Consider the following 23,453-nt stretch of genomic DNA (forward strand, 5'->3'; position numbering starts at 1 on the left):
GCTCAAGGCGCAGCGGCCACGGCGGCGCAGAGCTCTGGCTGCTGGCGCGCAGCGGGCAGCAACCGGTACACGCGCAGAGGCCCGCTTGCGTGGACCAGCGCGAACTGCGCCTCGGGCAGCGGCTGCGGCGCGCTGGTGACCACATAGTCCACGTGCGCGCGCTGCACCAGCTGCAGCGTCTCCCCGCGCGCGGCGAAGGCGGCGGCGGCATCGCGCCGGCAGACCCACGTGGCGTGGAAGGCGGTGGACCACATGGCCGCCGCGCCCTGGGAAGGCAGCCACCACACGGCGCGCCGGGCCTGGTTGGCAAAGCCGTTGTCTGGCACGTCGAGGAAGAAGCTGGCGCCCACCGGCGTGTGCTGCCGGGCCCAGGACGCGGCGTCGGTCAGCGCGTCGGCCCGTTTGGTGGGTGCTCGCGCATGCTCGAGCGCGAATCTGGCATAGCCGGCCGGCAGCGCGAGCAGCAGCGGCGCGACGATGCACAGGCGCCCGGCGCCGGCCAGGCGCATGGCGCCCCGCCCGGAACTGCCGAGCTGCCTGGCCGCCAGCGCCGCGGCCGGCACCAGCAGCAGGGCCGCGACCAGCAAGGCGGCCGTGGGCCCATCGGTGCCTTGCTGCCGCACGCCGGCCAAGGCCGCCAGCAGGGCAGCGGCCAGAGCCGCCACCTGCCAGCGCGGCGCGGCGAGCATCAGGCACGCCATCAGCGCCAGTGTGGCGACCACCGTCCACACCGTGGTGTCGAGCAGGGTCAGCACGCCGGCCACGGCGAGGCTGGCGGCCGCCGCAGCGCCACGGGGGCCGGCGCCATCGGCCAACCAGGCAGCCGCCAGCAGCGCCGCCAGCAGGCTGCAGAACACCGCCAGCTTGGCCGACAGCGCGGCGGTGGGCGCGTCCAGCAGAAGCGATGCCAGTGCGGCGAGCATGGCGGCACGCCAAGGGCGCGCAGGCCGGCCGCCCTGGGCCGCCAGCGCCAGGCCCAGGATGCTGACCAGCGGTTCCTTGATCAGAAAGCCCGCGACCGCTGCCAGCGCAGGCAGCATGGCACCCGCGCCGCCCGTGGCCAGGCTCTGCAGCAACAGGACGGCCGCGCAGGCTGCCGACAGCAGCACCGTGATGCTGGCGAAGCGCAGGGGGTGCAGCAGGCCGATGGCGGGCAGTTCGCAGACATAGGGTGCCGCCATGGCCAGTACCAGCACGGCCGTGCAGCACAGGTTCAGCAGGCCGAGCAGTTGCACAAGACCCGGCGAACCGGGCGCATGCCGCCACAGGGCCATGCCGGCGGTCGCGCCCAGCAGCACGGTCTGCAGCGCCGCGCGCGGGTAATCGAGCGCATAGACGTGGCCGCGCAGGAACTCCTGGAAGAACGCCATCGGCAGGGCCGGGCCGCGCGGGATGCTGTGCAGCCACAGCAGCGTCGGCGTGGCCGCCACGAGGAAGACCGCGGCATAGCGGACCGTGTCACGCGCCAGCGGCTTCTTCTGGACCGCGGCGATGAACAGCAGCGCCGTGGCAAAGGTCCAGGCGGCCATGAACAGATTGGTGTTGGCCGCCGCGCCCACGGCCAGCGCGGACAGCAGCACCCGGCCGTGCAGCAGCAGCAACAGGCCCAGCAGACACAGCACGATGGCGTACTGCGTGTGCGTTGCGTAGGTCACGAACAGCTCGGAGAAGCCCAGCCGCGTTGCGCCCCACAGCCCATAGCAAAAGGGCAGGCCCATGCACACCAGCAGCGTCGCGCGCCGGCTGGCCTGCGCGATGCGGGCGAAGCCGTACAGCGTCAGCGCCAGCAGCGCATTGCCACCCAGCTGCAGGCCGTAAAACACTGTCTGCACGTTCTGCTCGGTGGCGAACTGCCGAACGACGAGCCAGAACACGCTGATGAAGTTGGTGAATGTGGCGTGGTACGGGTCGTGCGGGCCCTCCTGTGTCGCCGGGTAGTTCAGCACCACGGGCAAATGCCAGAGATTGTTCTGCTCCGGGAAGTTCATGCCCGACAGCAGCGTTGCCGACACGGCTGCGACGACACAGACCAGGGCCGCCCAACCATCCTGAAAAAACCGTTGCATCACAAGTGTCACGGAGATGTGAATTTCGTAAATATCGAATCGGTAGAGCTTCGATTATTTACAAAGTGCAACGACCGGTTAGGCGCTTCCCATGTGTATACGGCGCTCGCAGCGGCGCGGCACGGCCCGCGGGGCGACGTGTCATGAGGCGGCAGAGGTTGCACGCGGGCTCGCCGCGTGCGCAGGCTCAGAGCGGCCGTCGGTGGGCCAGCAGCTCCAGGAAACCGGTCATCGGGTCCGGTGCCCGGTCGAACACATGGCCCGGCAACAGGCCGAGCACGATCTCGGCCGTGGTGCGCACGTTGCAGCCCGGCATCAAATGCCCGCCCAGCACCTTGCCGTCGGCGTCGGCCACGCTGGCATGCAGGTGCACACCGCCCACGCCCAGCGTGCCCGAGATGGTGAGCAGCTCCAGCGGCCCGTCGATGGCCGTGCCCGTGGGCGCGTTCGCGTAGCGCAGCGACGCCCGGGTCAGGCTGCCCACGGCCGACAGCACGCAGGCGGCCTGCACCGGCATGGGGGCGGTGGCGGCCGCCTGGCTCCAGGCTTGCAGCGCGCTGCGCAGGTCTTCCCCGGGCGACAGGCGCAGCACTTCGACGCGTAGTTCCATGGGGCCGAGTGTCGCCCGGCCGGCGCCTGGGCGCGCGCAGCACCGTTCTGCTGCCGTCTGTCGCTCTCGAGCGCAACGAATCCACGAAAATGCGGCGAATTTACTTGCCATCAGTTACAACGAGCGCCTGGTGCGCTGCACTGCACACGAGGACTGCTTCGCTGGCCATGGCTGACACTGTTTTCCGGTTCGACCGCGCCGAGTTGCGCCCGGCCACGCGTGAATTGCGCGTGGACGGCCAGCCCGTGCAACTGGGCGCGCGCGCGTTCGACCTGCTGCAGGCCCTGGTCGCGCACCGCGAGCGCATGCTCAGCAAGAACGAGCTGCTCGACATGGTGTGGCCGCAGCTCGTGGTGGAAGAGAACAACCTGCAGGTGCAGGTCAGCACCCTGCGCAAGCTGCTCGGCGCCAAGACCATCGTCACCGTGCCCGGCCGCGGCTACCGCTTTGCCGCCACCTTGCACGAGGTGCGTTCCGAGCCCGAGCCCGAGACGCCGGCCATGTCGGTGTTGTCGCTGCCCATCGCGCGCGGGCAGGCCGGCAACCTGCCGGGTCCGGCGCAGGCGCTGGTGGGGCGCGAGGCCGAGCTCGTGACCGTGCCGGCCCTGCTGCGCGAGCACCGGCTCGTGACCCTGCTGGGCGCGGGCGGCATCGGCAAGACCAGCCTGGCGCGGGCCGTGGCGCAGCAGGTGGGCCATGCCTTTGCCGACGGCGTGTGGATGGTCGAGCTGGCCGATGTGTCCGACCCGGCCGCGCTGCCCGGCGCCGTGGCGCGCGCGTTGCAGCTGAACCTGCCGGGCCGCGGCGATCCCCATGACGAGCTGGCCACGCGGCTGCAGGGGCACGAGCTGCTGCTGCTGGACAACTGCGAGCACCTGGTCTGGGCCGTGGCCGCGCTGGTCGAGCACTTGCTGCAGGCCCAGCCCGCCCTGCGCGTGCTGGCCACCAGCCAGGAGCCGCTGCGCCTGCCCAGCGAGCGCACGCTGCGGCTGGAGGCGCTGGCCGTGCCCGGGCCCGAAGCGGTGCACGAGGCGCGCTCGCACGGCGCGGTGGCGCTGTTCGCCGCGCGCGTGCAGGCCGTGCAGCCGGGCTTTGACCTCGACACCGGCAACGAGGCGGCCGTCGTCGACATCTGCCGCGAGCTGGACGGCATGCCGCTGGCGCTGGAGTTCGCTGCGGCGCGCGTGCCCCTGCTGGGCGTGGCCGGCGTGCGCCAGCACCTGGCGCAGCGCCTGCGCGTGCTCAAGAGCGGCACGCGCGAGGCGCCGACGCGGCACCGCACGCTGCGCGCCACGCTGGACTGGAGCCACGCGCTGCTGCGCGAAGACGAGAAGAAGGTGTTCCGCCGGCTCGGCGTGTTCGTCGGCGGCTTCGGGCTGGAGCTGGCCCAGCAGGTGGCGGCCGACGAGGCCACCGACGCCTGGGACGTGCTGGACCTGCTCGGCAACCTGATCGACAAGTCCATGGTCGTGCTGGAGACCGGCCATGTGCCGCGCTACCGGCTGCTGGAGACGGCACGCGTCTACGCCTGCGACCAGCTCGAGCTGACCGGCGAGTGGCGCGCCATGCAGCTGGCGCACGCGCGCTGCATGCTGGCCGTGTTCGACCGGCGCGCGCGCATCGCCACGGCCGGCTTCGAGCCCATGGACCAGTGGGTGCTGCACTGCACGCCCGAGATCGACAACCTGCACAGCGCCATCGAGTGGGCGACCGACGCCGGCGAGCGGGCGCTGGCGCTGGACCTCGTGAACCTGGCCGCCGAGTTCATGTACCAGGCCGGGCGCTACCCCGAATGCGTGCTGTGGATGCGGCGCGTGCAGCCGCTGATCGACGCGCAAACCCCGCCGCTGGTGGCTGCCCGCTTCAAGCTGGGCCTGGCCATGGTCGGCCTGCACGGCGGCATCGACGGGCCGACGCGGCTGCAGCTGCTCGACGAAGCGCGCGCCACGTTCGAGCAGCACCCGCCGCCGCAGGTGGTGCTGCTCTACACCATGTGCATGCGCGCCTACGTGGCCGGCATCTGCGGCGACCTGGCGCTGGCGCGCAGCAGCCTCGTGCGCGCGGGCGAGCTCGTGCAGCAGCCCCACCTGGCGATCCTGCGCGGCGTGTGGCTCTACATCCAGGGCATGGTCTGCCGCTACGAAGGCCGTTCCGAAGAGGCCTTCGCCTCGTTCACCGAGGCGCTGCCCTACGTGCGGCGGGCCGGCGACGGGCGCACGCTGTTCTACCTGCACAACAACCTGGCAGCCGTGCACCACGACATGGGCCACCTGGACGAGGCCGTGGAGCGCTACCGCGCCACGCTCACGCTGCTGCAGGCCTCGCCGCGCACCGACTCGGAGATGCTGGCCTTCGCGCTGAACTGGTATGCCCATGCGCTAACCGCGCAGGGCGCGCTGGACGAGGCGCTGGTGCAGGTGCGGCGCAGCGTGCCGCACTGCCGGCGCACACTGGGGCTGCGCCATTTCGCGGGCATGCTGAGCCTGCTGGCCGCGCGCCAGGGCCGGCTGCGCGAGGCCGCGCTGCTGCTGGGCTGCGACGACGCCGCGCGCCAGCGCCGCGGCGAGGCGCGCACGCCGTTCGACGCGCGTGCCATGGCCGGCACGCTGGCGCTGGTGGGGGCCACGCATCCGCACGAACGCATCGCGGTCTGGCGCGTGCAGGGCACGGCGCTGGACGAAGAGCAGACGCAGGCCCTCATCCTGGGCAGCTAGTGCGCGCCAGCTCCGCGATCAGCCAGGGGTAGATGTCGCGCGCCGCATCGCGCCCCACGAACAGATCCATGTGCGCATAGCCGCCGAACACCTGGCGCCGGTACAGGGCCGGGTCGTTGAAGTGGGCCAGCCAGGTCTGCGTGCGCAGCGAGGTCTCGGGGAAGAACAGCTGGTTGTCCGCGCCGGCCACGAAGCTGATCGGCATCGCCAGCCGCTGCGCGTGGGCCGGTGTCAGGTACACGTCGTCGCCGTTCGCGTCCACGGCCTTGCCCTGCTGCATGATGAGGCTCAGCTGCTCGAACGGGTGCAGCGACACCGTGCCGAACATGCGCGAGAGCGCCGTGTGCGTGGCGTGGTTCAGCTGTGCATGCTTGTACGAGGGGCCGAAGATCGCGAAGACGCGCCTGCACAGCGGGTTCTTGCAGGCCTCGCCGGCCGGCACGGGCAGCTTCCAGGCCAGCGTGTCGATGCTGCGGTCCAGGTCCGTGGTGCCGGGCACGCTGTCGAAACGGTCGGCCAGCGGCGCGTAGCCCTCCAGCAGCCGCGCCAGGCCGATGTCCGCCTTGGCCTCGTTGAGCCAGCCCGTCACCGGGTGCAGCGTGAGCTGCGAGGCGATCACCGAGCGCACGCCGGCCATGCCGTCCAGCAGGGCCATGAGCAGGCTCATAGCGCCCACGCAGTGCGCGATGGCCTGCAGGTCGCGCGCACCGCTGGTGGCCAGGATGAAGCGCACGGCGGCCGGCCAGTCCTCGCGCACGATGTCGTCGATCGTGAACGGCGCGACCGGGCTGCCCGAATCGGCGCTGGCCCGGTAGTCGAACAGCCACACGTCGTAGCCCTGCGCGCACAGGGCCTCCACGAGGTTGCAGTCCACGGTGTCGGTGGCGAACGAGGCGGCGCGCACCGAGAAGCCCGGCGCCAGCACCACCGGCCCGCGCGTGCCGCCGCGGTAGCGCGTGAGGTGGATGCGAAAGCCGCGCGCCGCGTCGCCCACGGGCAGGCCGTAGGCCACGGGCGTGGGCGTCTGCAGCGCGCGCCGCGGCAGGCCCGGCGCGTCCAGCGCCGGGAAGTTGTTCAGGTCCGCCAGCAGGCCGCCGTAGGCGCGCAACAGCGTGGTGCCGAAGAAGCCGGCGAACTGGCCCAGGTAGACCTGGTTGATCGCATCGCGTGCGCGCGGGATCTTGTTCTCCAACGCGCCCAGGCCATTCGCAGGCGGCTCCAGGCGGAGGGTGGAGGCCTGCCACAGCAGGTCTTCCAGGCCCAGCGTCAGCACGCCGCGCGCCACCATGGGCATGGCCGGGTCGTCCAGGTCGTACAGCTGCACGAACAGCGTCGTGGTGTCGGTCCACGGCGAAGAGCCGGGCCGCTGGCGCAGGATCTTGTGGCCCTTGAAGCGCAGGCGCGAGGCGTTCTCGCGCTTGAGCACCATCTCGTAGCCCATGGTCCAGGTCTCCACCGCGCGCGGGTCCACGGGCAGCAGGTGGAACACGCCGCTGGCCACCTGCATGGGCGCCGCGCTTAGGGCCGGGCAGGTCACGCTGCCGCGGATGCGCGCCGGGTGCGTGGGGTCGGTCACGAGCTGGTGCAGGTCGTCGGTGTGGATGGTCAGCGCGAACGACAGCGTTTGCCCCGCCGCCTGGCCCCAGGCGCAGGCCAGCACGTCGTCGCTGGCCATGCGCTGGCCCGGGTCGCTGCGCGGCGCCAGCGCCTCGGTGCTGATCCAGCCCGCCATGGTCTCGGTGAACTGGAAGCTGGGCGACAGCAGGGCCGGGTCCTTGGCGATGATTTCCTGGACGGCCCGCTTAGCCACGTCGAGCGCGCCGTCCTCCAGATCGCCCACGAAGCGCTGCCAGGTGCTGCGGTGCGCGGGCGGCGGCGCGGCCGTCTCGCCGGGCGGCAGCGGGCGGCGCGCGGGCAGGTCGAGCGCGATGGCCCAGCCGCGCGCATCGCACAGCCGCTGGCAGGCGCGCTCGGCCAGCGCGGTGATGGTCAGCAGCGGGTTCACGCCTACGGCGCCGGGCACGGCCGCGCCGTCGCAGACGAACAGGCCCTCGTGCACGGCATCGCCCGTGGTGCCGGCGAACACCCGGCCCTGGTGGTCCACCACGCCCGTCGTGGCGTCGTCGCCCATGCCGCAGCCGCCCAAAGGGTGCACGGTGATGAGCTTGTTGCCCAGCGGCGCGCTCCACAGCGGGTTGGGAACGAACTGGCCGGCGATCGCCTGGTTCGCCAGGTTCAGCCAGTCGTTGTCGCGCGCGATCACGGGGCTGGCGCCGGCCTGGGGCCAGACGATGGCCAGGCGGTCGTTCTCCAGCTTGAGCTGGCCGGCGGACGCGTCCACGCTCATGACCAGGTAGGTCTGCGTGCGCGCCACGGCGCCGGTGTAGGCCGCGGCGACGAGCTGGCTCGGGTGCTGCACCGCCGCGGCCATGGTTTGGGCGTCCATCAGGCGCTCCCTGGCCTGGGCCGCGCCGTAGGTGAACTCACCGCCATCGGCCAGCGCATCGGCGAAGAACAGCGCCGGTGTCAGCAGCGCGGCCAGCGCGCCGGGGATCACGCCTTCCTCGATCACCAGGCCGTCGGCCACCATGGGGGTGCCGCGCAGGTCGATCACGCCCGTGATGCACGGCCCGGGCAGGTTGGCCGCAGGCACGCTGTTGCTGCCCGTGCCCACGCCGTTGATGTTGCGCCGCACGGGCTGGCCGTTCGCGTCGGTGGTGGGGTCCCAATCGTTGTCGTAGCCCAGCGCCAGCACGTCGCCGTTGCCCGAAAAGCGCTGGCCCAGCCGGCTGGACAGCACCAGGCCCTGATCGCGCGAGCGCAGCAGGATCTCGGTGGAGCCCAGCGCGCCCGCGCCCAGCAGCACCAGGTCGGCGTACACGCTGCGCGGCGTGGTGGCCGGCTGCCTGCCGCGCAGCGCCACGGCCTCGAAGAACACGCGCCAGCCCGCGCCCTCGCGTGCCACATGGCGCACGCGCGCGCCCGTGAAGATCTCCGCGCCGTGCGCATGCGCATCGGGCAGGTAGTTCATGCGCGTGGTGTTCTTGGCGCCCACGTTGCAGCCGCTGGTGCAGTCGCCGCACAGCGTGCAGCGCGGCTGCGGCACGCCGAAAGGGTTGATCTGGTCCTCGAAGTTCACCGCGATGGGTGGGCGCAGGAAGGGCTTGCGCAGCACCTTCGCCGACTTCTCCAGCGCGCTGAGCTTGTTCAGCGGCGGGAAGCTCGCGGGGTAGGGGGAGGGGTCCAGCATCTGGCGCGCGCGTGCGATGTAGGGCGCCAGCAGGTCCGGGTCGTCGCGAAACGCGCGGGGCCAGGGCGTGGCCGCGAAATGGCGCGGGTCGATCTCCAGCGCCACGTTGGCGTTGATCAGCGAGGTGCCGCCCAGGCCGCAGCCGACCATGGCCAGCATGTCGGGGTTCATGTGCAGGTTGTAGAGCCCGTCGGCCGGGCCGAGCAGGCCGCGCGCGGTGTCGACCTGCATGTCGGCCTGGGCGCCGGCCAGGGTGTCGGGGTACTCGCCGGGCAGGATCTCGCGGCCGCGTTCGAGCACGCACACCGTCTGCCCGGCGCGCGCCAGCCGCGAGGCCGCGACACCGGCGCCGTAGCCCGAGCCGACCACGACGGCCGTGTAGCGCCCGCCGATCTGCGCCAGCGGGCGCGCGATGCGTTCCATGGTCATGCACGCTCCTGGGTGGGGGCATGGAAGAAGTCGTCCAGCAGCGTCGCCGCGCGCTGCTCGGTGGCCTGCTGCACGCAGGCCGAGAACGCCTGCCAGGTGGGCGCGGTCTGCGCCACGGCGTCGGCCAGCGCGGCCAGCATGGGGTTGCCTGCGTCGCCGAAGCCGCCCGTGCCGCGCGCCTGCACGGGCGCGATGCGGCCGTTCACGGGGTCGTTGAACAGCCGCAGCGCGGCCATGTTCAGGTCGGCGTCCAGGAACACGGCCGAGGCGCCCTGCGTGGCGGCCATGGTGGGCTGGTCCATGACCCAGCCGCCGGTGTTGTAGACCGACACGGGCCGCGCGAAGCCGGCCACGGGCAGCTGGTCCTCGAACGGCTTGTGCGTGTGGCCGAAGACGAAGGCCAGGTCCAGCGCGTCCGGATGCTGCAGCCCTTCGCGCCGCAACTGGCGCCGCACCGGGCCGGCCAGGTACCAGCGCAGGTCGTCCACGTCGGCCGGCGCCATCACCTGCGCGTAGCTGCCGCGCTGCGACTCGGCGGCCTGGCCCAGCGTGGCGTCGACCGCGCCCAGCACCAGCTGCTCCAGCGTGATGCCCTGCACTATGGCCGCGCGGCCACTGGTGCCCATGGTGGCGCCGATTGCGGCGACCAGTTGCCTGGCCACGCGCTGCGAGAACGCATGCGAGGCGCCGCCGTCGCGCATGATTTCGTAGAGCGTCGTGGCCGACTGCCCGGTGCTGCCGGCACTGCCCAGGTCGGACCACAGGAAGTCGACCCAGGCGCCGTTCTGCGCCTCCAGCTGCGCGACCGTCAACGTGTCGGCCGGCCGCGCGCTGCGCCCGCCGGGGCCGGGCAGCTGCGCGTTCAGGCTGGAGACCAGGCGGTACATCGGGTCCACGTAGTGGCCGTGGTGCAGCACCACGCAGCGCTGGCGCGGCCCGTCCAGCAGCGCCAGGTTGGGGTAGGCGATGTCGCACTGCGCGCCGGCCAGGCCCGGCACGCTGCGCAGCAGTCGCGTAAGAAGCGGCGAGGGCGGCAGCGTGGCGCCCGGGGTATCGAACAGCGCCGTGTGCTCCAGCAGGTCGCGCGGGATGGCGCCCGCGTCCAGCGCGCCCTGGAACTGCGCGTCCTGGGCGGCGCGCCACAGGTGGTGGTCGTGGTTGCCGGGCACGCACAGCACGCGCGGCGCGAACAGCGGGCGGCCCTGCGCGTCCACCAGCACCTCGCGCGCGAACACGGCAAAGGCCTGGGCCACGGCGCCCATGGGCGACAGGCCCATGTCCAGCACGTCGCCGAGCAGGATCAGCGTGGGCGGCGGCTCGCCCGCGGGCGGTGCGAGTTGCGCCAGCAGCTGGCGCATGGCGGCGCCCAGCGCGGCCAGCGTGTCGCTGCAGCGGGCCGGGTCGGCGCCACTGAGCGTGCTGTAGGCCGCGCCCAGGTGCAGGTCGGACAGGCAGACGTAGCGTGGGGTGCAGTGGGGCATCGGGCGTTCTCGGAGCGAGGCCGCCTTTTTAGGCGGCGAGCAAGAGTTCGTCCAGCTCCGATTCGCCGCGCAGGACGTGGTGCATCTGCGGCAGCACGTCCAGGTGCCGCGCGAAGAAGGTCACCACGCGCTGCTCGTAGGCACGCGGCTGTGCCCGGTACGAGCCGATGTGGCCGTCGTTCTGCGTGCGCCAGCATTCGGCGCCGCAGGCCTCGGCCAGGGCCTGCGCGTCGCTGGCCGGCACGAAGCGGTCGCCCTCGCTGTGGATCACGAGCACCGGCCGGCCGCGCAGCAGCGGCATCAGCGCCAGCGGCTGCACGCGGCGCACGTCCACGCCCAGCAGCAGCCGGCCGATGGCCAGCGCGCCCGGCAGGAAGCAGGGCGGCAGGTGCGCGAGCTTGCGGTACTGGCGCTCGATCATGCCCTCGAAGCTGGCGAAGGCGCTGTCGCTCACCAGCGCGCCGATGGCCGTCTCCTCGGCCGTGGCCAGCACCGCGGCGGCGCCGCCCAGCGAGGCGCCGAGCACGCCGATGCGGCCCGGTGCGTAGCCGCGCTCGAGCAGGTAGTCGACCGCGCCCAGCACGTCGTGGCGCTCGTGCCAGCCGTAGCTCAGGCGCGCGGCGCTGCTGGTGCCGTGGCCGCGCAGGTCGATCATCAGCACCGAGATGCCGGCGTCGTACAGCCGCTGCGCCAGCGCGAAGGTGGGCGACTTGAGCTCGTTGCCGCGGCAGGCGTCCTTGCCGTGCACGAGGATCACCGCACCCTGGCGCGGCTTGGCCGGCAGGTACCAGGCGTCGATGCGGGCGCGGCCGTCGCGCGAGCGGAAGTGCACGAGCTGCTCGTTCAGGTCCGGATGGTCCTTCTGCAGTTGCGGCAGCTTGCGCTGGATGTGCGTGAAGCGGTGCGCGATGAAGCTGCACACCGCCAGGTAGGCCAGCGCCGCAACGCCGACCAGCGCCAACGTGGCCAGGGGGAGTTCGATCGGGAAGGCGTTCATGGCGGGGCACTCGCTTGGGATGGGAGCCCGACTGTGTCCGCGGCGTGGCCGCAGGTCTTGAAGCCCGCCTGAAGCGTCCTGAAACCGGCTGGCGGGCGCGGGCTTCAGCCTGTTTCAGCGCCATTCAGCGCGCATTCAGGACGCCGCAGTCGCATGCGCAGAAGCTGGAGCCTCCTAACCGCAAGCCCTTGAGGAGATCGCCATGAAGACCACTTCCGCCCAACTCGTCGACGTGTTCAGCCCCTACCCGCCGGTCGTCCAGACGCCGAGCCTGCGCACGCTGCTGGCCGGCTTGGCGCACCAGGCCCTGGAGCGCGTGGGCCGCACGGTCTGCACCGACAGCGAGGCCGCACGCAACGCCTACCTGGCCGAGGCCGCCAGCCAGGCCGACCTGGAGCGCCGTGCCGCGGCCTGGGAGCGCGCACAGTCGGCCTACCGCAGCCTGCCACCGGCGCTGTGAGCGGCGCAGCGGGCGGCTTCGGGCCGCCGCTCGCCAGGCAGACGCCGCGCGCAGCGGCAGCGCGCTGGCCGGCGGCACGAAGCGCATCGGCGGCGCGGCCAACACCCGCGCGCCGGCCAGGATGGGCAGGCTCAGCATCAGGCCCGCCTCGAACACGCCGGCCAGCAAGCGCAACGCGTGGAACGGTCGTGTGATGAGGCGGCGCCCCTGTGTTTCGGATCGCTGGATGCGGCACTGGCGCAGGCGCGGCACGGCTTCCTTAATCCGTCTGAAAGTTGAGCGTACGACCGGGCTTTGCACGCCCAGTCCATGTCTTAATTGACCACTCATTCAGAGGTAGTGCAAGTTTTTGAGCCGACGAGATCAAAAAATGGAGCGGAGCAGGAGGCAGGCCCAGCGCTGTGCGATGGCGGTGCGCGCCAGGCGTGCGGATGGGCTGTGTCTGGTGAAGGGGTCGACATGACCGACGCCGAACTGCGCCAGGCCTCGCAGGTGCTGCGCTGGATCTGCGAGCGGCTGGACGCCATGCCCGAGCACCGGCGCGAGGCTTTGCAGGCCCAGGCCTTCTGCCACCTGGCCAACATGGTCGTGCTCGAGCTGGTCGAGCACCTGGACAACGGTAGCGAGCCCTACGAGGCGCTGTGCTCCACGGCCCTGGGCGGCCTGCGCTTTGACGGCTTCACGCGGCAGGAACTGGCCTGGCTGCTGCTGCAGGAGTGACCGCGTCCAGCGCCAAGGCCATGCGCGTGAGCCGCGCATCGCCTGCGCGCTGCGGCATAAAGCCCTGCGCGCGGGCCAGCGCCACCATTGCCTCATTGGTGCGCAGCACGTCGCCATACAGCGTGCGCACGCCATGGCGCCGCGCGATGCGCACCAGCTGGCGCAGCAGCCGCGCGCCCAGGCCCTGGCCCTGCCAGTCGTCGGCCACGGCCAGCGCGAACTCGGCCTGGTCGGGCAGGGCGCCATCGCACACATAGCGCACCTCGCCCACCTGGCGCGGGCCGTCGCTGGTGGCGGCCAGCGCCAGCAGCGCCACGTGCTGGCGAAAGTCGATGTCGGTGAAGTACCTGGCCATGCCAGGCGGCAGCTCCTGCAGCGCGGTCTGGAAGCGCTGGTAGCGCGACTGCTGCGTGAGCCCGCGCGCGACGAAGTCCGACTCGAGCTGCAGGTCTTGCGGCTCCACGGCACGCACGGTGACGGCGCGGCCATCGGGCAATGCCCACACGCCGCTGGTGTGGCGCAGGGGGCAGGCGGGGGGCGGTGTCCATGGCTAGAAGCTGTGAATGAATCGATCGCGACCACGACGGGGTGCGAAGGGCTGCAGGCGTAGGCGCAGTCCGCCGCCCTGGCTGATGCCAGGGCCAGGACTGCAACGCCCGCATGCAGCCTGGCGCGCCCCGGCCCGAAGGGCGAGGCCCCTGGGCGCGGCAGATGCGATGGAACGGTTGTTCATTGGGGGCCTCGCATGGGCGTGAGGATTCGTTCGCAGCTCCTTAGTGCGTGTGCAGCTGGGCCGGCGTGAAGGCGTAGACCAGCAGCGCGCCGTCGGCCACCGGCGTGAAGACCTGGCCGGCGCCGATCACGGTGTCGTGCACCTGGTGGTCTTCGGTGATCCACAGCTTGCCGCTGTCGCAGGCCAGCGTGCTCCCGGCGGGCAGGCGCAGCATGCCGCGCGGGGCCAGTTCGTAGTGGGTGGGGTGGTTCATGGTGATGCTCCATGCATGCTTGGGTGGAATGAATGTAGGTTCTAGAATCCGCCGCTTCAAACGGTCATTCCGAATGGCTTGCATGCGTGTAGAGAATGCGAAACCCCTGTTGCCCGCTGCCACGGCACGCGACGAGCTGCCGCGGCTGGATCTGCTGCGCAGCTTTGCCGTGGCCGCGCGCACGCTGAGCTTCACGCAGGCCGCGCACGAGCTGGCGCTCACGCAGTCGGCCGTCAGCCGGCAGATCCAGCAGATGGAGGAGGGCCTGGGCGTGGCCTTGTTCGAGCGCCGCCACCGCGCGCTGGCGCTCACGCCCGCGGGCGAGACCATGGCCCGTGCCGTGCACGACTGCCTGGAGCGATTGCGAGACGCCACAGCCAGCGTGCGGGCCAGCCAGCGCGCGCGCCAGGTGGCCGTCACCACCACGCCGGGCTTCGCCTCGCTGTGGCTGATCCCGCGGCTGGCGCGCTTTTCCGCCGACCACCCGCAGGTCGACGTGCTGGTCTCGGCCACCAACGACCTGCTGAACCTGGAGCGCAGCCAGATCGACGTGGCGGTGCGCTTTTGCGCCATCGGCGCCGGCCAGGGCGCGCCGCTGTTCGAGGAGACCGTGCTGCCCGTCTGCGCGCCGCGCCTGCTGCAGGACGCGGCCCGCCCTTTGCGCCAGCCGGCCGATTTGGCGCGCCACACGCTGCTGGTCATGGAGGCCCACCACGGCATGCCGCCCATGGCCGACTGGGCGCCCTGGCTGGAGGTGATGGGCCTGAGTGGCCTGCGCGGCACCAACACCTTGCGCTTTTCCAACTACAACGACGCCGTGGCCGCCGCCCTGGCCGGCCAGGGCGTGGCCATCGGCCGGCTACCGTTGGTGGCGGCGCTGCTGCGCGATGGCCAGCTCGTCACGCCGTTCGGGGGCAGCGGCCAGTCGCAACGCGGCTACTTCGTCGCGGCCTCGCCGCAGGCCGCGGCCAATGCCGACGCGCAGGATTTCATCGCCTGGCTGCATGCCGAGGCGCTGCTGCCGTGGTGAGCGCGCCGCTGGAGAGCTTCGCGCCCGTGGCGCGGCCCAATGCGCGCGTGCTGGTGCTGGGCAGCATGCCGGGCGCGCGCTCGCTCGCGCTGCAGCAGTACTACGGCAATCCGCAGAACGCGTTCTGGAAAATCATGGGCGCGCTGTTCGGCTTCGACCCCGCGCTCACGCCCTATGCCGAACGCCTGGCCGCGCTGCAGGCCCATGGCGTGGCGCTGTGGGACGTGCTGGCCCGCTGCGAGCGCCCCGGCAGCCTGGACAGCGCCATCGTGCCGGACAGTATCGTGCCCAACGACTTCGCGGCCTTCCTGCAGGCGCACCCGCGCATTGCACGCGTGTGCTTCAACGGCGCCAAGGCCGAAGCCGTGTTCCGCCGCCATGTGGCGCCCGGGCTCGCGCTGCCGCAGCCCATCGAGTTCCTGCGCCTGCCCTCGACCAGCCCGGCGCACGCCGGCATGCCATTGGCTGCCAAGACCGAAGCCTGGCGCGTCGTGCAGCGCTGAGCACGCCGCAGTGCCGGTGGATAGACTGGCCCGGCCCGACCACCAGAGGAGACAACATGCACAACGAGAAGGCGCGCCGCGCCATGCCCGCACGCTTCACCTTCTGCGCCCTCGCGCTGGCCCTGGCCGGCTGCGCCAGCGGCCCGCCCATGGAGATGCGCCCACCCTCGGCCTTCGCCGTGCCGGGCCTGGCGCAACCGGCCGACGTGCTGGTCGACCGCTGGGGCGTGCCCCATGTCTACGCCGGCAACCAGTACGACGCCTTCCTCGTGCAGGGCTTCATCGCCGCGCGCGACCGGCTCTGGCAGATGGACCTGTGGCGCAAGCGCGGCCTGGGCGAGATGGCCCGCGACTTCGGCCCCGAGTGGGTGGAGCGCGACCGTGCCGCGCGCGCCGTGCTGTACCGCGGCGACATGTACCGCGAGTGGCTGGCCTATGGGTCCGACGCCAAGCGCGTGGCCGAGGCCTTCACGGCCGGCGTGAACGCCTACGTGGGCCAGGTGCGCGCCAACCCGGCCTTGCTGCCGCCCGAGTTCAAGCTGCTGGGCTACCAACCCGCGGCCTGGTCGCCCGAGGACGTGGTACGCATCCGCCACCACGGGCTCACGCTGAACTTCACCTCCGAGCTGGAGCGCGCGCGCACCTTCTGCGCCGGCCTGGCGGGCGCCAGGGCCGAGTGGCTGCGCCGCGAGCTGGACCCACCCGTCACGCCCAAGCTGGCCGAGGGCCTGGATCCCTGCGGCATCCCGGCCGCCGAGCTGCGCGCGGCCTACCTGCGCGCCACCGAGTCGCCGCAATTCACCAAGGCCAACACGCCGCTGGCCTCGGCCACGGCCGACGCGGCCGTCGAACAGCAGGTTGCCCAGGGCGACCCGCTGGGCGCGTACGGCAGCAACAACTGGGTCATCGCGCCGCGCCTGAGTGCCACCGGCCGGCCCATCCTGGCCAACGACCCGCACCGCGCGCACGGCGCGCCCAGCCTTCGCTACATGGCGCACCTGAGCGCGCCCGGCATGGACGCCATCGGCGCGGGCGAGCCCTTCCTGCCGGGCCTGTCGATCGGCCACAACGGCACCATCGCCTTCGGCCTCACGCGCTTCTACATGGACCAGGAAGACCTGTACGTGTACGAGCTCAACCCGCAGAACCCGCAGGAGTACCGCTACCAGGGCCGCTGGGAGCCCATGACGCGCGTGACCGAGCGCATCGCCGTGCGCGGCGAGGCCCAGCCGCGCGAGCTCGTCAACCACTTCACGCGCCATGGCCCGGTGCTGCTGGCCGAGCCCGGCAAGCAACGCGCCTATGCGCTGCGCGCGGCCTGGCTGGAGCAGGGCATGGCGCCTTACTTCGGCTCGATGGACTACATGCGCGCGCAGAACTGGGACCAGTTCCGCGCCGCCATGAACCGCTGGGGCGCGCCGGGCGAGAACCAGGTCTACGCCGACCGCCACGGCAACGTGGGCTGGATCCCGGGCGGGCTCACGCCGATCCGGCCAAACTGGGACGGCCTGTCGCCCGTGCCCGGCGACGGGCGCTACGAGTGGTCGGGCTTTCGCAACGGCGACGAGTTGCCGTGGGAGTTCAACCCCGCGCGCGGCTACGTGGTCACGGCCAACGAGAACAACATCCCGCCCGGCCACCCCGCAGCCACCAAGGGCGTGGGCTACGAGTGGAGCGACGCGGCGCGTGCGCTGCGGCTGAAGAAGCTGTTCCAGGACAAGGCCGCTGCGGGCGGGCGCTTCACGCTGGAAGACTCCGAGCGCATGCAGAACGACATCGTGTCCACGCCCGCGCAGCGCGTGCTGGTGCTGCTCAGGGGCTTGCGCAGCGACGATGCGCAGACCGCAGCCGGCCTGCGCTTGCTGCAAGGCTGGGACGGCACGATGGACAAGGACAGCGCCGCCGCCGCGCTGTACGAAGTGTGGGCAGGCAAGACCCTGCGCCAGGCCGTGCTCAAGGCCGGTGCCGGCGAGGCCGCCGCGCTGGCCGGCACGGGCGACAACACGCGCATGGTGCTGCTGCTCGAAGACCCGACGGGCTGGATGAGCCCTGCGCAACGCGATGCGCTGCTGCTGCAAAGCCTGCCGGCCGCGATGGCGGAGCTGACCACCAAGCTCGGTGCCGACCCGGCGCGCTGGACCTGGGGCGCACTGCACCGCGCCGAGTTCCGCCATCCGCTCGGCGCGGTCGTCGATGCGGCCACGCGCAAGCAGCTCGACGTGGGCGACTGGCCCATGTCCGGCTCGGCCTTCACGCCCATGGCCGCCACCTACCGCGCGAGCGATTACAAGCTGACCTCGGGCGCCTCGTTCCGCATGGTGCTGGACGTGGGCAACTGGGACGCCTCGCGCGTGATCAACACGCCGGGCCAGTCCGGCAACCCGGCCAGCCCGAACTACCGCGATTTGGCGCCGCTGTGGCTGGACGGCAAGTACGTGCCGCTGGTCTACAGCCGTGCCGCGGTGGAGCGCGCCACCGTGGAGCGCATCCGGCTCACGCCGGGCAACTGAGCGTCAGCGTCCGCCGGACACGTCCATGAAGGTCATGGTCGTGTAGCTCGCGCCTTCCCCCATGAGCCACACCACGGCCTGCGCCACCTCGTCGGCCGAGCCGCCGCGGCCCATGGGCACCTGGTGCGCGAGCTGGGCCACGCGATCCGGCAGGCCGCCGGAGGCGTGGATGTCGGTCTCGATCAGGCCGGGGCGGATCGCGTTGACGCGGATGCCGTCGGACGCCACCTCCTTGGCCAGGCCGATGGTGAAGCTGTCGATCGCGCCCTTGCTGGCCGCATAGTCCACGTACTGGCCGGCGCCGCCCAGGCGCGAGGCTGCGCTGGACATGTTGACGATGGCGCCGCCCTGGCCGCCATGGCGCGTGCTCATGCGGCGCACGGCCTCTCGCGCGCAGACCAGCGCGCCGATCACGTTGATGTCGAACATGCGGCGCAGGCGCGCCACGCTCATGTCTTCCAGCCGCTGCGTGGTGTCCACCACGCCGGCGTTGTTGACCAGGGCCGTGAGCCGGCCCAGCTGTGCGTCGACCGCCTCGTACATGGCCAGCACCTGGGCTTCGTCGGCCACGTCGGCCTGCACCGCGATGGCGCGGCCGCCGCCATCCGTGATCTGCCGCACCACGGCCTCGGCCGCCGCCGCGTCGCGCGTGTAGTTCACGGCCACGGCCCAACCCTGGCGCGCGGCGAGCAGGGCGGTGGCGGCGCCGATGCCGCGGCTGCCGCCGGTGATGAGCACGATCTTGTCCTGGGCCATGTCTTCCTCCGGGTGTTCGATGTGGGCGCATGGTAGTGCGGGTCGCGCGCATGACGCCATCGGCCGCAGGGTCAACGCGAATGCTGCTACAACCCAGGGCCTCGCGGGAATCCCCGCACCCCCACCACTTAAAAGGAGCGCAGCAGCATGGGCCAGTCCACCAATCTCACGTCCGCCGATGGTTTCGTCTTCCCGGCCTATGTCGCCACACCCGAGGGCAAGCCCAAGGGCGCCATCGTCGTGATCCAGGAGATCTTCGGCGTGAACTCGCACATCCGCAGCGTGGCCGACGGCTATGCGGCCCAGGGCTACCTGGCCGTGGCACCGGCCACCTTCCACCGCGTCAAGCCCGGCGTGGAGCTGGGCTACAGCGGCGAGGACATGCAGGCCGGCTCGGCGCTGAAAGCCGCGGTCGAGGCGCTGCCCGCGCCCGGCGTGCTGGCCGACATCCAGGCCGCCATCGACCACGCGGCCGAGCTGAGCGGCGGCAAGGTGGGCATCGTCGGCTACTGCTACGGCGGCCTGCTGACCTGGCGCAGCGCCTGTGTGCTGAAGGGGCTGTCGGCGGCCGTGCCGTACTACGGCGGCGGCGTGACCACGCCCGAGGAAATCGCGCGCACGCCCCAGGTGCCGGTGCTGGCCCACTTCGGCGAGAAGGACCACTGGATCTCGCTGGAGTCGGTGGAGGCGTTCAAGAAGGCGCACCCCGAGGTCGAGGTGCATGTGTACGCGGCCGACCACGGCTTCAATTGCGACCAGCGCGGCTCCTACGACGCGCCCGCGGCGCAGCTGGCGCTGCAGCGCACGCTGTCGTTCTTCCAGCAGCACGTGGGCTGAGCATGCTGGGCCGGCTCGCTGCCTGCGTTGCGCTGCTGCTGGCAGCCGCCTGGCCGGCGCGCGCGGCCGACTACGCGGGCCCGCTGTTCGACGCGCACCTGCACTACAACGTCGAGGCCTGGAACATGACGAGCGGGCCGCATCCGCCGGCCGATGTGCTGCAGCGCTTCCAGCGCAACGGCGTGCGCGGCATCGTGGCCAACTCGCGCACCAACGACGGCACGCGGCTGCTGGCCGAGAGCGCCGAGGCGCGCGCGGCCGGGGTGGCCGTCGTGCCCTTCATTCGCCTCTACCGCAACCGCGACGACTACAGCAACTGGTTCCGCGACGAGAGCATCTACGCGATGGTGCAGCGCGAGTTCGCGCGCGGCACGGCCGGCGGGCCGTACCGCGGCATCGGCGAGTTCCATTTGTACGAGAGCGCCAACGCCAACGGCCCGGTCGCAAAGAAGCTCATGCAGTTCGCGCAGCAGCACCGGCTGGCCGTCATGGCCCATGTGGACGACGTGGCCATCGACCTGCTGCTCGCGCACGCGCCCCAGGCGCGGCTGATCTGGGCCCACACCGGCATCGGCGGCGCATCGCCCGAGCGTGTGGACGCGCTGTTCACGCAGTACCCGCAGCTCATGGGCGAGCTGTCGTACCGGCCGGGGCTCACCTGCGAGGGCGGCTTGCTGTGCCCGGCCTGGCGCGCGCTGCTGCACAAGTACCCCACGCGCTTCCTGGTCGGCTCGGATACCTGGGTCAACCAGCGCTGGCAGATGTACGACGAACTGATGCAGGGCTACCGCCGCTGGCTGGGCGACCTGCCGCCCGACTTGGCACGCCGCATCGCCTGGGACAATGCCGCCGAGCTGTTCGGCGTGCCTGCGCCCAACTGACTCCACTTTTTTCATTCGAGGAACCGACATGAGCATCACCCGCCACGAACCCACGCCCATCCTGTCCAACGCGGTCGAGCACGGCAACACCGTGTACCTGGCCGGCATCGTCGCCGACGATCCTTCGGCGGACGTGAAAGGCCAGACGCAGCAGATCCTGAAGCGCATCGACGCGCTGCTGGCCACCTGCGGCAGCGACAAGACCAAGTTGCTGTCGGCCCAGATCTGGCTCACCGACATCGGCAACCGCCCGGCCATGAACGAAGCCTGGAGCGCCTGGGTCGACCCGAAGAACCTGCCGGTGCGCGCGTGCGTGGAATCCAAGCTGGCCGACCCGCGGCTGCTGGTCGAGATCATGGTGGTCGCCGCCAAGTAGGGCAGGGCCTGGCCATGCTGCAGCTGTATTACCACCCCACGGACGCCAGCATGGCGCCGCACATGCTGCTGGAGGAACTCGGCGTGCCGTTCGAGCTCAAGCTGGTGGACCGCGCCAACCAGCAGCACAAGTCCGAGGCCTACCTGCGGCTGAACCCGAACGGGTTGATCCCGGTGCTGGTGGACGGCGAGCTCGTGCTCTACGAGACTGCTGCCATCCTGCTGCACCTGGCCGACACGCATCCGCAGGCCGGGCTGGCGCCGACGCTCGCCACGGCCGAGCGCGCGCATTTTTATAAGTGGCTGATGTGGCTCAGCAATACATTGCATGCCACGCTGAACCTGTACTTCTATCCCGAGCGCTGGGCCTCGCCCGACCATGTGCACGGCGCGACCACCGTCAAGGCACGGGCCGAGGCGCGCGTCGGCCAGCTGCTGCAGTTGCTGGACCAGGAGTTCGAGCGCCACGGCCAGCCCTGGCTGCTGGGCGAGCGCTACACCGCGTTGGACCCATACCTGCTGATGCTGGGCCGCTGGACGCGCAACTTCGGCCACCCGGCGCGCGACCATGCGTACCTGGGCCGGTACCTGCAGCGCGTGCTGGCCCGGCCCGCCGTGCAGCGCGCCTACGCTACCGAGCAAATCGGCGACGTTCTGGTCTGAGGTCGACCACGCGCTGCGGCGGTGGAAAGCGCAGCGTGAACACCGTCGGCTGGCCCGGCGCGCTGCTGACGCCGGCCGTCCCGCCGTGCAGATCCATGGTGCTCTTGACGATGGCCAGGCCCAGGCCGCTGCCGGGCTCGGCCTGGGTGCGCGCGTTCTCGATGCGGTAGCGGCGCTCGAAGATGCCGGCCTGGTGGATGGGCGCGATCGGCTCGCCCTCGTTGGCCACCGAGATGCTGCAGCCGCCGTCGGGCGCGGGCGCGGCCGACAGCACCACCGTGCTGCCCGCGCGCGCGTGGCGCAGGGCATTGGTCAGCAGATTGCCCACGGCGCGGCCGAGCAGCACGTCATCGGCCCAGATGCGCGGCTCGCCCTCGACCTGCAGCGCCAGCTGCACGCCGTGTTCGTCGGCCAGCAGTTCGAAGAACTCGGCGATGGCGCCCAGCCGCTGGGCCAGTGGCATCGCGGTGGGGCGCAGCGTGGCCTGCGCATGGTCGGCGCGGGCCAGGAACAAGATGTTGTCGATCAACCGGCCGATGCGTTCGTAGTCCTGCACGGCCGATTCCAGCACCGCGCGGTATTCGTCGGCGCTGCGCGGGCGGGCCAGCGTGACCTGCGTGGCCGTCATGAGCCGGTGGATGGGCGCGCGCAGGTCGTGGGCGAGGTCCGAAGAAAAGTCGGACAACCGGTCGAACGCGGCCTGCAGCCGGTCCAGCATGTGGTTGAAGGCCTCGGTCACCGGTTCCAGCTCGGTCGGGCTGTTGCCCGGCAGCAGTCGCTCGTGCAAAGCCTGGGCGCTGATGCGGTTGGCCGTGTCGCCCAGCCGCTCAGCCGCGGCCAGGATGCGCCGCGTGATCCACCAGGCGAACAGGCTGGCCGCCAGCGCGCCCGCTCCCAGCGTGATGAACATGATGCGCCAGGCCCGGGCGGCGAAATCGCGGCGCCGGGCGTCCAGCGCGGCGTCCTGCAAGGCGTCGGCCTCGGTGGTCAGCGCCTGCGCGCTGATGGCATGCGGCTGGATGTCGTCGAATTCCTGGGCCAGCAGGCGGCCCACCATCCAGCAGCCGGCCACGATCAGCAGCACGGTGACACCCGAGATCGCCAGTGCGATCTGCGTCGCCATCGAATGGCGTGCGTGGCCGATCAGGCGGGTGGTCAGGGAGGCGGGGGGCGCGGCGGAAGGGGCCGCGCTGTCCGGCGCGGCGGGTTGGGCTTCAGGCGGCTTGGGGATCGAGGACATAGCCGACGCCGCGGATGGTGTGGATCAGCTTGTTGGTGAAGGGGTCGTCGATCTTGGCACGCAACCGGCGCACCGCCACGTCGATGACGTTGGTGTCGCTGTCGAAATGCATGTCCCAGACATTCTCGGCGATCAGCGTGCGCGACACCACCTGGCCCACATGGCGCGCCAGGTAGTCGAGCAGCACGAATTCCTTGGTGGTGAGGTCGATACGCTCCTGGGCGCGCTTGACGCGGCGGCGCGCGCTGTCGACTTCCAGGTCGCCCACGCGCAACACGGCGCTGACGGGCGCGGGCGGCGCGGTGCGGCGCGCCACCACCTGGATGCGCGCCAGCAGCTCGGAAAACGCGAATGGCTTGACCAGGTAGTCGTCGGCGCCCAGCTGCAGGCCCTTGACCCGGTCCTCTACATCGTCGTGGCCGGACAGGAAGAACACCGGCGTCTGCTGGTGCGCACGGATGCCTTGCAGCACTTGCCAGCCGTCGGCGCCCGGCAGGCCCACGTCCAGCAGGATCAGGTCGTACTGGCCCGAATTGGCCAGGTGCAGGCCTTCGACGCCGTCATGGGCCGTGTCCACGACATGGCCGTGTTCCGTCAGGCCTTTGTGCAGATAGGCCGCGGTTTTGGGTTCGTCTTCGATGGACAGCAAACGCATACGAGCAAACTTTTCAGCACCGTCTGTGGGAAAGACGATGATTTTTGAGCCTCTTAGGGGAAATTACGGGTTGACTGTATTAGGGCCCGAGGCGCTGAGCAAGGCGAACATTTGCAACGCACTGTTGCCAATCCAGAAATAGACGGTCTGCAGCCGTTTTGTGGCGGCTGCGAAACAGCGTGGACCAAAAACGGTGGGGTGGTGCATGCACACCCCCCGGGTTTGGATCGCCGGGCCTGTCGGCACGGGCGGCCGGTCCCTACGCTTCACCCATGTCCTGCCAAGACGGC

The 23,453-nt window shown here is 71.4% G+C and carries 20 protein-coding genes; 10 read left to right on the forward strand and 10 right to left on the reverse strand.

The features are described 5' to 3' along the window. Positions 1–2: 2 nt before the first annotated feature. Together ASF43_RS27060 and ASF43_RS27065 are read right to left on the reverse strand one after the other, a co-directional pair. Positions 3–2,066, reverse strand: a complete 2,064-nt coding sequence (locus tag ASF43_RS27060; protein ID WP_056188434.1) for a hypothetical protein — start codon at positions 2,064–2,066, stop codon at positions 3–5. 187 nt (positions 2,067–2,253) lie between these two features. Next, entirely contained in the window at positions 2,254–2,676 is a 423-nt protein-coding gene (locus ASF43_RS27065; protein ID WP_056188437.1) for a PPC domain-containing DNA-binding protein, read from the reverse strand. 167 nt (positions 2,677–2,843) lie between these two features. On the opposite strand from ASF43_RS27065, the gene ASF43_RS27070 reads away from it, so the two are divergent. After that, positions 2,844–5,390, forward strand: a complete 2,547-nt coding sequence (locus tag ASF43_RS27070; protein WP_056188440.1) for a winged helix-turn-helix domain-containing protein — start codon at positions 2,844–2,846, stop codon at positions 5,388–5,390. Here the strand turns inward: ASF43_RS27070 and ASF43_RS27075 are convergent. From ASF43_RS27075 to ASF43_RS27085, 3 genes are read right to left on the reverse strand one after another with little or no spacing between them, the layout of a single operon-like run. Then, on the reverse strand, positions 5,374–9,069 hold the full coding sequence (locus tag ASF43_RS27075; protein WP_056188443.1) for a GMC oxidoreductase: 3,696 nt from the start codon (positions 9,067–9,069) through the stop codon (positions 5,374–5,376). The two genes, ASF43_RS27070 and ASF43_RS27075, sit on opposite strands and share 17 nt — an antisense overlap. After that, the gene (locus ASF43_RS27080; RefSeq protein WP_056188446.1) at positions 9,066–10,550 is read right to left on the reverse strand and encodes a metallophosphoesterase; all 1,485 of its coding nucleotides are present in this window, start codon (positions 10,548–10,550) and stop codon (positions 9,066–9,068) included. The genes ASF43_RS27075 and ASF43_RS27080 overlap by 4 nt, the downstream gene beginning before the upstream one ends. Before the next feature lie 28 nt (positions 10,551–10,578). Further along, a complete protein-coding gene (locus ASF43_RS27085; protein ID WP_056188448.1) occupies positions 10,579–11,547 on the reverse strand; it encodes an alpha/beta hydrolase in 969 nt (322 codons plus the stop codon). A gap of 202 nt (positions 11,548–11,749) precedes the next feature. On the opposite strand from ASF43_RS27085, the gene ASF43_RS27090 reads away from it, so the two are divergent. Both ASF43_RS27090 and ASF43_RS27095 read left to right on the forward strand, forming a co-directional pair. Beyond that, positions 11,750–12,007, forward strand: coding sequence for a hypothetical protein (locus ASF43_RS27090; protein ID WP_056188451.1), 258 nt, complete (start codon positions 11,750–11,752; stop codon positions 12,005–12,007). A gap of 459 nt (positions 12,008–12,466) precedes the next feature. Continuing rightward, positions 12,467–12,727 carry a hypothetical protein gene (locus tag ASF43_RS27095; protein ID WP_056188452.1) on the forward strand — a complete coding sequence of 87 codons (261 nt, stop codon included), beginning with the start codon at positions 12,467–12,469 and terminating at the stop codon, positions 12,725–12,727. Here ASF43_RS27095 and ASF43_RS27100 read toward each other — a convergent pair. Further along, on the reverse strand, positions 12,687–13,232 hold the full coding sequence (locus ASF43_RS27100; RefSeq protein WP_162241861.1) for a GNAT family N-acetyltransferase: 546 nt from the start codon (positions 13,230–13,232) through the stop codon (positions 12,687–12,689). The genes ASF43_RS27095 and ASF43_RS27100 overlap by 41 nt on opposite strands. 268 nt (positions 13,233–13,500) lie before the next feature. Continuing rightward, complete coding sequence (locus tag ASF43_RS27105) at positions 13,501–13,713, reverse strand: DUF2917 domain-containing protein (protein ID WP_056188456.1); 213 nt, start codon at positions 13,711–13,713, stop codon at positions 13,501–13,503. Positions 13,714–13,822: 109 nt separating this feature from the next. On the opposite strand from ASF43_RS27105, the gene ASF43_RS27110 reads away from it, so the two are divergent. Genes ASF43_RS27110 through ASF43_RS27120 form a run of 3 tightly spaced genes read left to right on the forward strand, consistent with a single transcriptional unit; the run spans position 13,823 to position 17,756 of the window. Next, positions 13,823–14,743: a LysR substrate-binding domain-containing protein gene (locus ASF43_RS27110; protein WP_235578382.1), complete on the forward strand. Its 921-nt coding sequence runs from the start codon at positions 13,823–13,825 to the stop codon at positions 14,741–14,743. Beyond that, positions 14,740–15,246 (forward strand): DNA-deoxyinosine glycosylase, encoded by a 507-nt coding sequence (locus ASF43_RS27115; RefSeq protein WP_369803348.1) that lies wholly within the window; start codon positions 14,740–14,742, stop codon positions 15,244–15,246. The genes ASF43_RS27110 and ASF43_RS27115 overlap by 4 nt, the downstream gene beginning before the upstream one ends. Before the next feature lie 56 nt (positions 15,247–15,302). Continuing rightward, positions 15,303–17,756, forward strand: a complete 2,454-nt coding sequence (locus ASF43_RS27120; protein WP_056188465.1) for a penicillin acylase family protein — start codon at positions 15,303–15,305, stop codon at positions 17,754–17,756. Positions 17,757–17,759: 3 nt separating this feature from the next. Here the strand turns inward: ASF43_RS27120 and ASF43_RS27125 are convergent, their stop codons facing one another. Next, positions 17,760–18,512 (reverse strand): SDR family oxidoreductase, encoded by a 753-nt coding sequence (locus ASF43_RS27125; RefSeq protein WP_056188466.1) that lies wholly within the window; start codon positions 18,510–18,512, stop codon positions 17,760–17,762. A 147-nt stretch (positions 18,513–18,659) separates the two neighbouring features. Between ASF43_RS27125 and ASF43_RS27130 the strand changes: the two genes are divergently transcribed. From ASF43_RS27130 to ASF43_RS27145, 4 genes are read left to right on the forward strand one after another with little or no spacing between them, the layout of a single operon-like run. Continuing rightward, positions 18,660–19,349: a dienelactone hydrolase family protein gene (locus ASF43_RS27130; protein WP_056188469.1), complete on the forward strand. Its 690-nt coding sequence runs from the start codon at positions 18,660–18,662 to the stop codon at positions 19,347–19,349. A gap of 2 nt (positions 19,350–19,351) precedes the next feature. Continuing rightward, the gene (locus tag ASF43_RS27135) at positions 19,352–20,230 is read left to right on the forward strand and encodes an amidohydrolase family protein (RefSeq protein ID WP_056188474.1); all 879 of its coding nucleotides are present in this window, start codon (positions 19,352–19,354) and stop codon (positions 20,228–20,230) included. 28 nt (positions 20,231–20,258) lie between these two features. Next, entirely contained in the window at positions 20,259–20,606 is a 348-nt protein-coding gene (locus tag ASF43_RS27140) for a RidA family protein (protein ID WP_056188477.1), read from the forward strand. Between the two features lie 14 nt (positions 20,607–20,620). Next, positions 20,621–21,268, forward strand: a complete 648-nt coding sequence (locus ASF43_RS27145) for a glutathione S-transferase family protein (protein WP_056188478.1) — start codon at positions 20,621–20,623, stop codon at positions 21,266–21,268. On the opposite strand, the gene ASF43_RS27150 is transcribed toward ASF43_RS27145, so the two are convergent. Next, positions 21,237–22,508, reverse strand: a complete 1,272-nt coding sequence (locus tag ASF43_RS27150) for a heavy metal sensor histidine kinase (RefSeq protein ID WP_056188481.1) — start codon at positions 22,506–22,508, stop codon at positions 21,237–21,239. The two genes, ASF43_RS27145 and ASF43_RS27150, sit on opposite strands and share 32 nt — an antisense overlap. Further along, positions 22,483–23,163, reverse strand: a complete 681-nt coding sequence (locus ASF43_RS27155; protein ID WP_056188484.1) for a heavy metal response regulator transcription factor — start codon at positions 23,161–23,163, stop codon at positions 22,483–22,485. Before ASF43_RS27155 ends, ASF43_RS27150 begins: the two co-directional genes overlap by 26 nt. Positions 23,164–23,453 lie beyond the last annotated feature (290 nt).

Origin of the sequence: Pseudorhodoferax sp. Leaf267 (assembly GCF_001422405.1) — a bacterium.
Classification (GTDB): Bacteria; Pseudomonadota; Gammaproteobacteria; order Burkholderiales; family Burkholderiaceae_C; genus Pseudorhodoferax.

Coding starts and splice junctions, on each gene's coding strand:
- ASF43_RS27095 (WP_056188452.1), top strand. CDS start 12,467: ATGACCGACGCCGAACTGCGCCAGGCCTCGCAGGTGCTGCGCTGGATC.
- ASF43_RS27150 (WP_056188481.1), bottom strand. CDS start 22,508: ATGTCCTCGATCCCCAAGCCGCCTGAAGCCCAACCCGCCGCGCCGGAC.
- ASF43_RS27070 (WP_056188440.1), top strand. CDS start 2,844: ATGGCTGACACTGTTTTCCGGTTCGACCGCGCCGAGTTGCGCCCGGCC.
- ASF43_RS27125 (WP_056188466.1), bottom strand. CDS start 18,512: ATGGCCCAGGACAAGATCGTGCTCATCACCGGCGGCAGCCGCGGCATC.
- ASF43_RS27120 (WP_056188465.1), top strand. CDS start 15,303: ATGCACAACGAGAAGGCGCGCCGCGCCATGCCCGCACGCTTCACCTTC.
- ASF43_RS27085 (WP_056188448.1), bottom strand. CDS start 11,547: ATGAACGCCTTCCCGATCGAACTCCCCCTGGCCACGTTGGCGCTGGTC.
- ASF43_RS27130 (WP_056188469.1), top strand. CDS start 18,660: ATGGGCCAGTCCACCAATCTCACGTCCGCCGATGGTTTCGTCTTCCCG.
- ASF43_RS27135 (WP_056188474.1), top strand. CDS start 19,352: ATGCTGGGCCGGCTCGCTGCCTGCGTTGCGCTGCTGCTGGCAGCCGCC.
- ASF43_RS27105 (WP_056188456.1), bottom strand. CDS start 13,713: ATGAACCACCCCACCCACTACGAACTGGCCCCGCGCGGCATGCTGCGC.
- ASF43_RS27140 (WP_056188477.1), top strand. CDS start 20,259: ATGAGCATCACCCGCCACGAACCCACGCCCATCCTGTCCAACGCGGTC.
- ASF43_RS27075 (WP_056188443.1), bottom strand. CDS start 9,069: ATGACCATGGAACGCATCGCGCGCCCGCTGGCGCAGATCGGCGGGCGC.
- ASF43_RS27080 (WP_056188446.1), bottom strand. CDS start 10,550: ATGCCCCACTGCACCCCACGCTACGTCTGCCTGTCCGACCTGCACCTG.
- ASF43_RS27090 (WP_056188451.1), top strand. CDS start 11,750: ATGAAGACCACTTCCGCCCAACTCGTCGACGTGTTCAGCCCCTACCCG.
- ASF43_RS27155 (WP_056188484.1), bottom strand. CDS start 23,163: ATGCGTTTGCTGTCCATCGAAGACGAACCCAAAACCGCGGCCTATCTG.
- ASF43_RS27145 (WP_056188478.1), top strand. CDS start 20,621: ATGCTGCAGCTGTATTACCACCCCACGGACGCCAGCATGGCGCCGCAC.
- ASF43_RS27060 (WP_056188434.1), bottom strand. CDS start 2,066: ATGCAACGGTTTTTTCAGGATGGTTGGGCGGCCCTGGTCTGTGTCGTC.
- ASF43_RS27065 (WP_056188437.1), bottom strand. CDS start 2,676: ATGGAACTACGCGTCGAAGTGCTGCGCCTGTCGCCCGGGGAAGACCTG.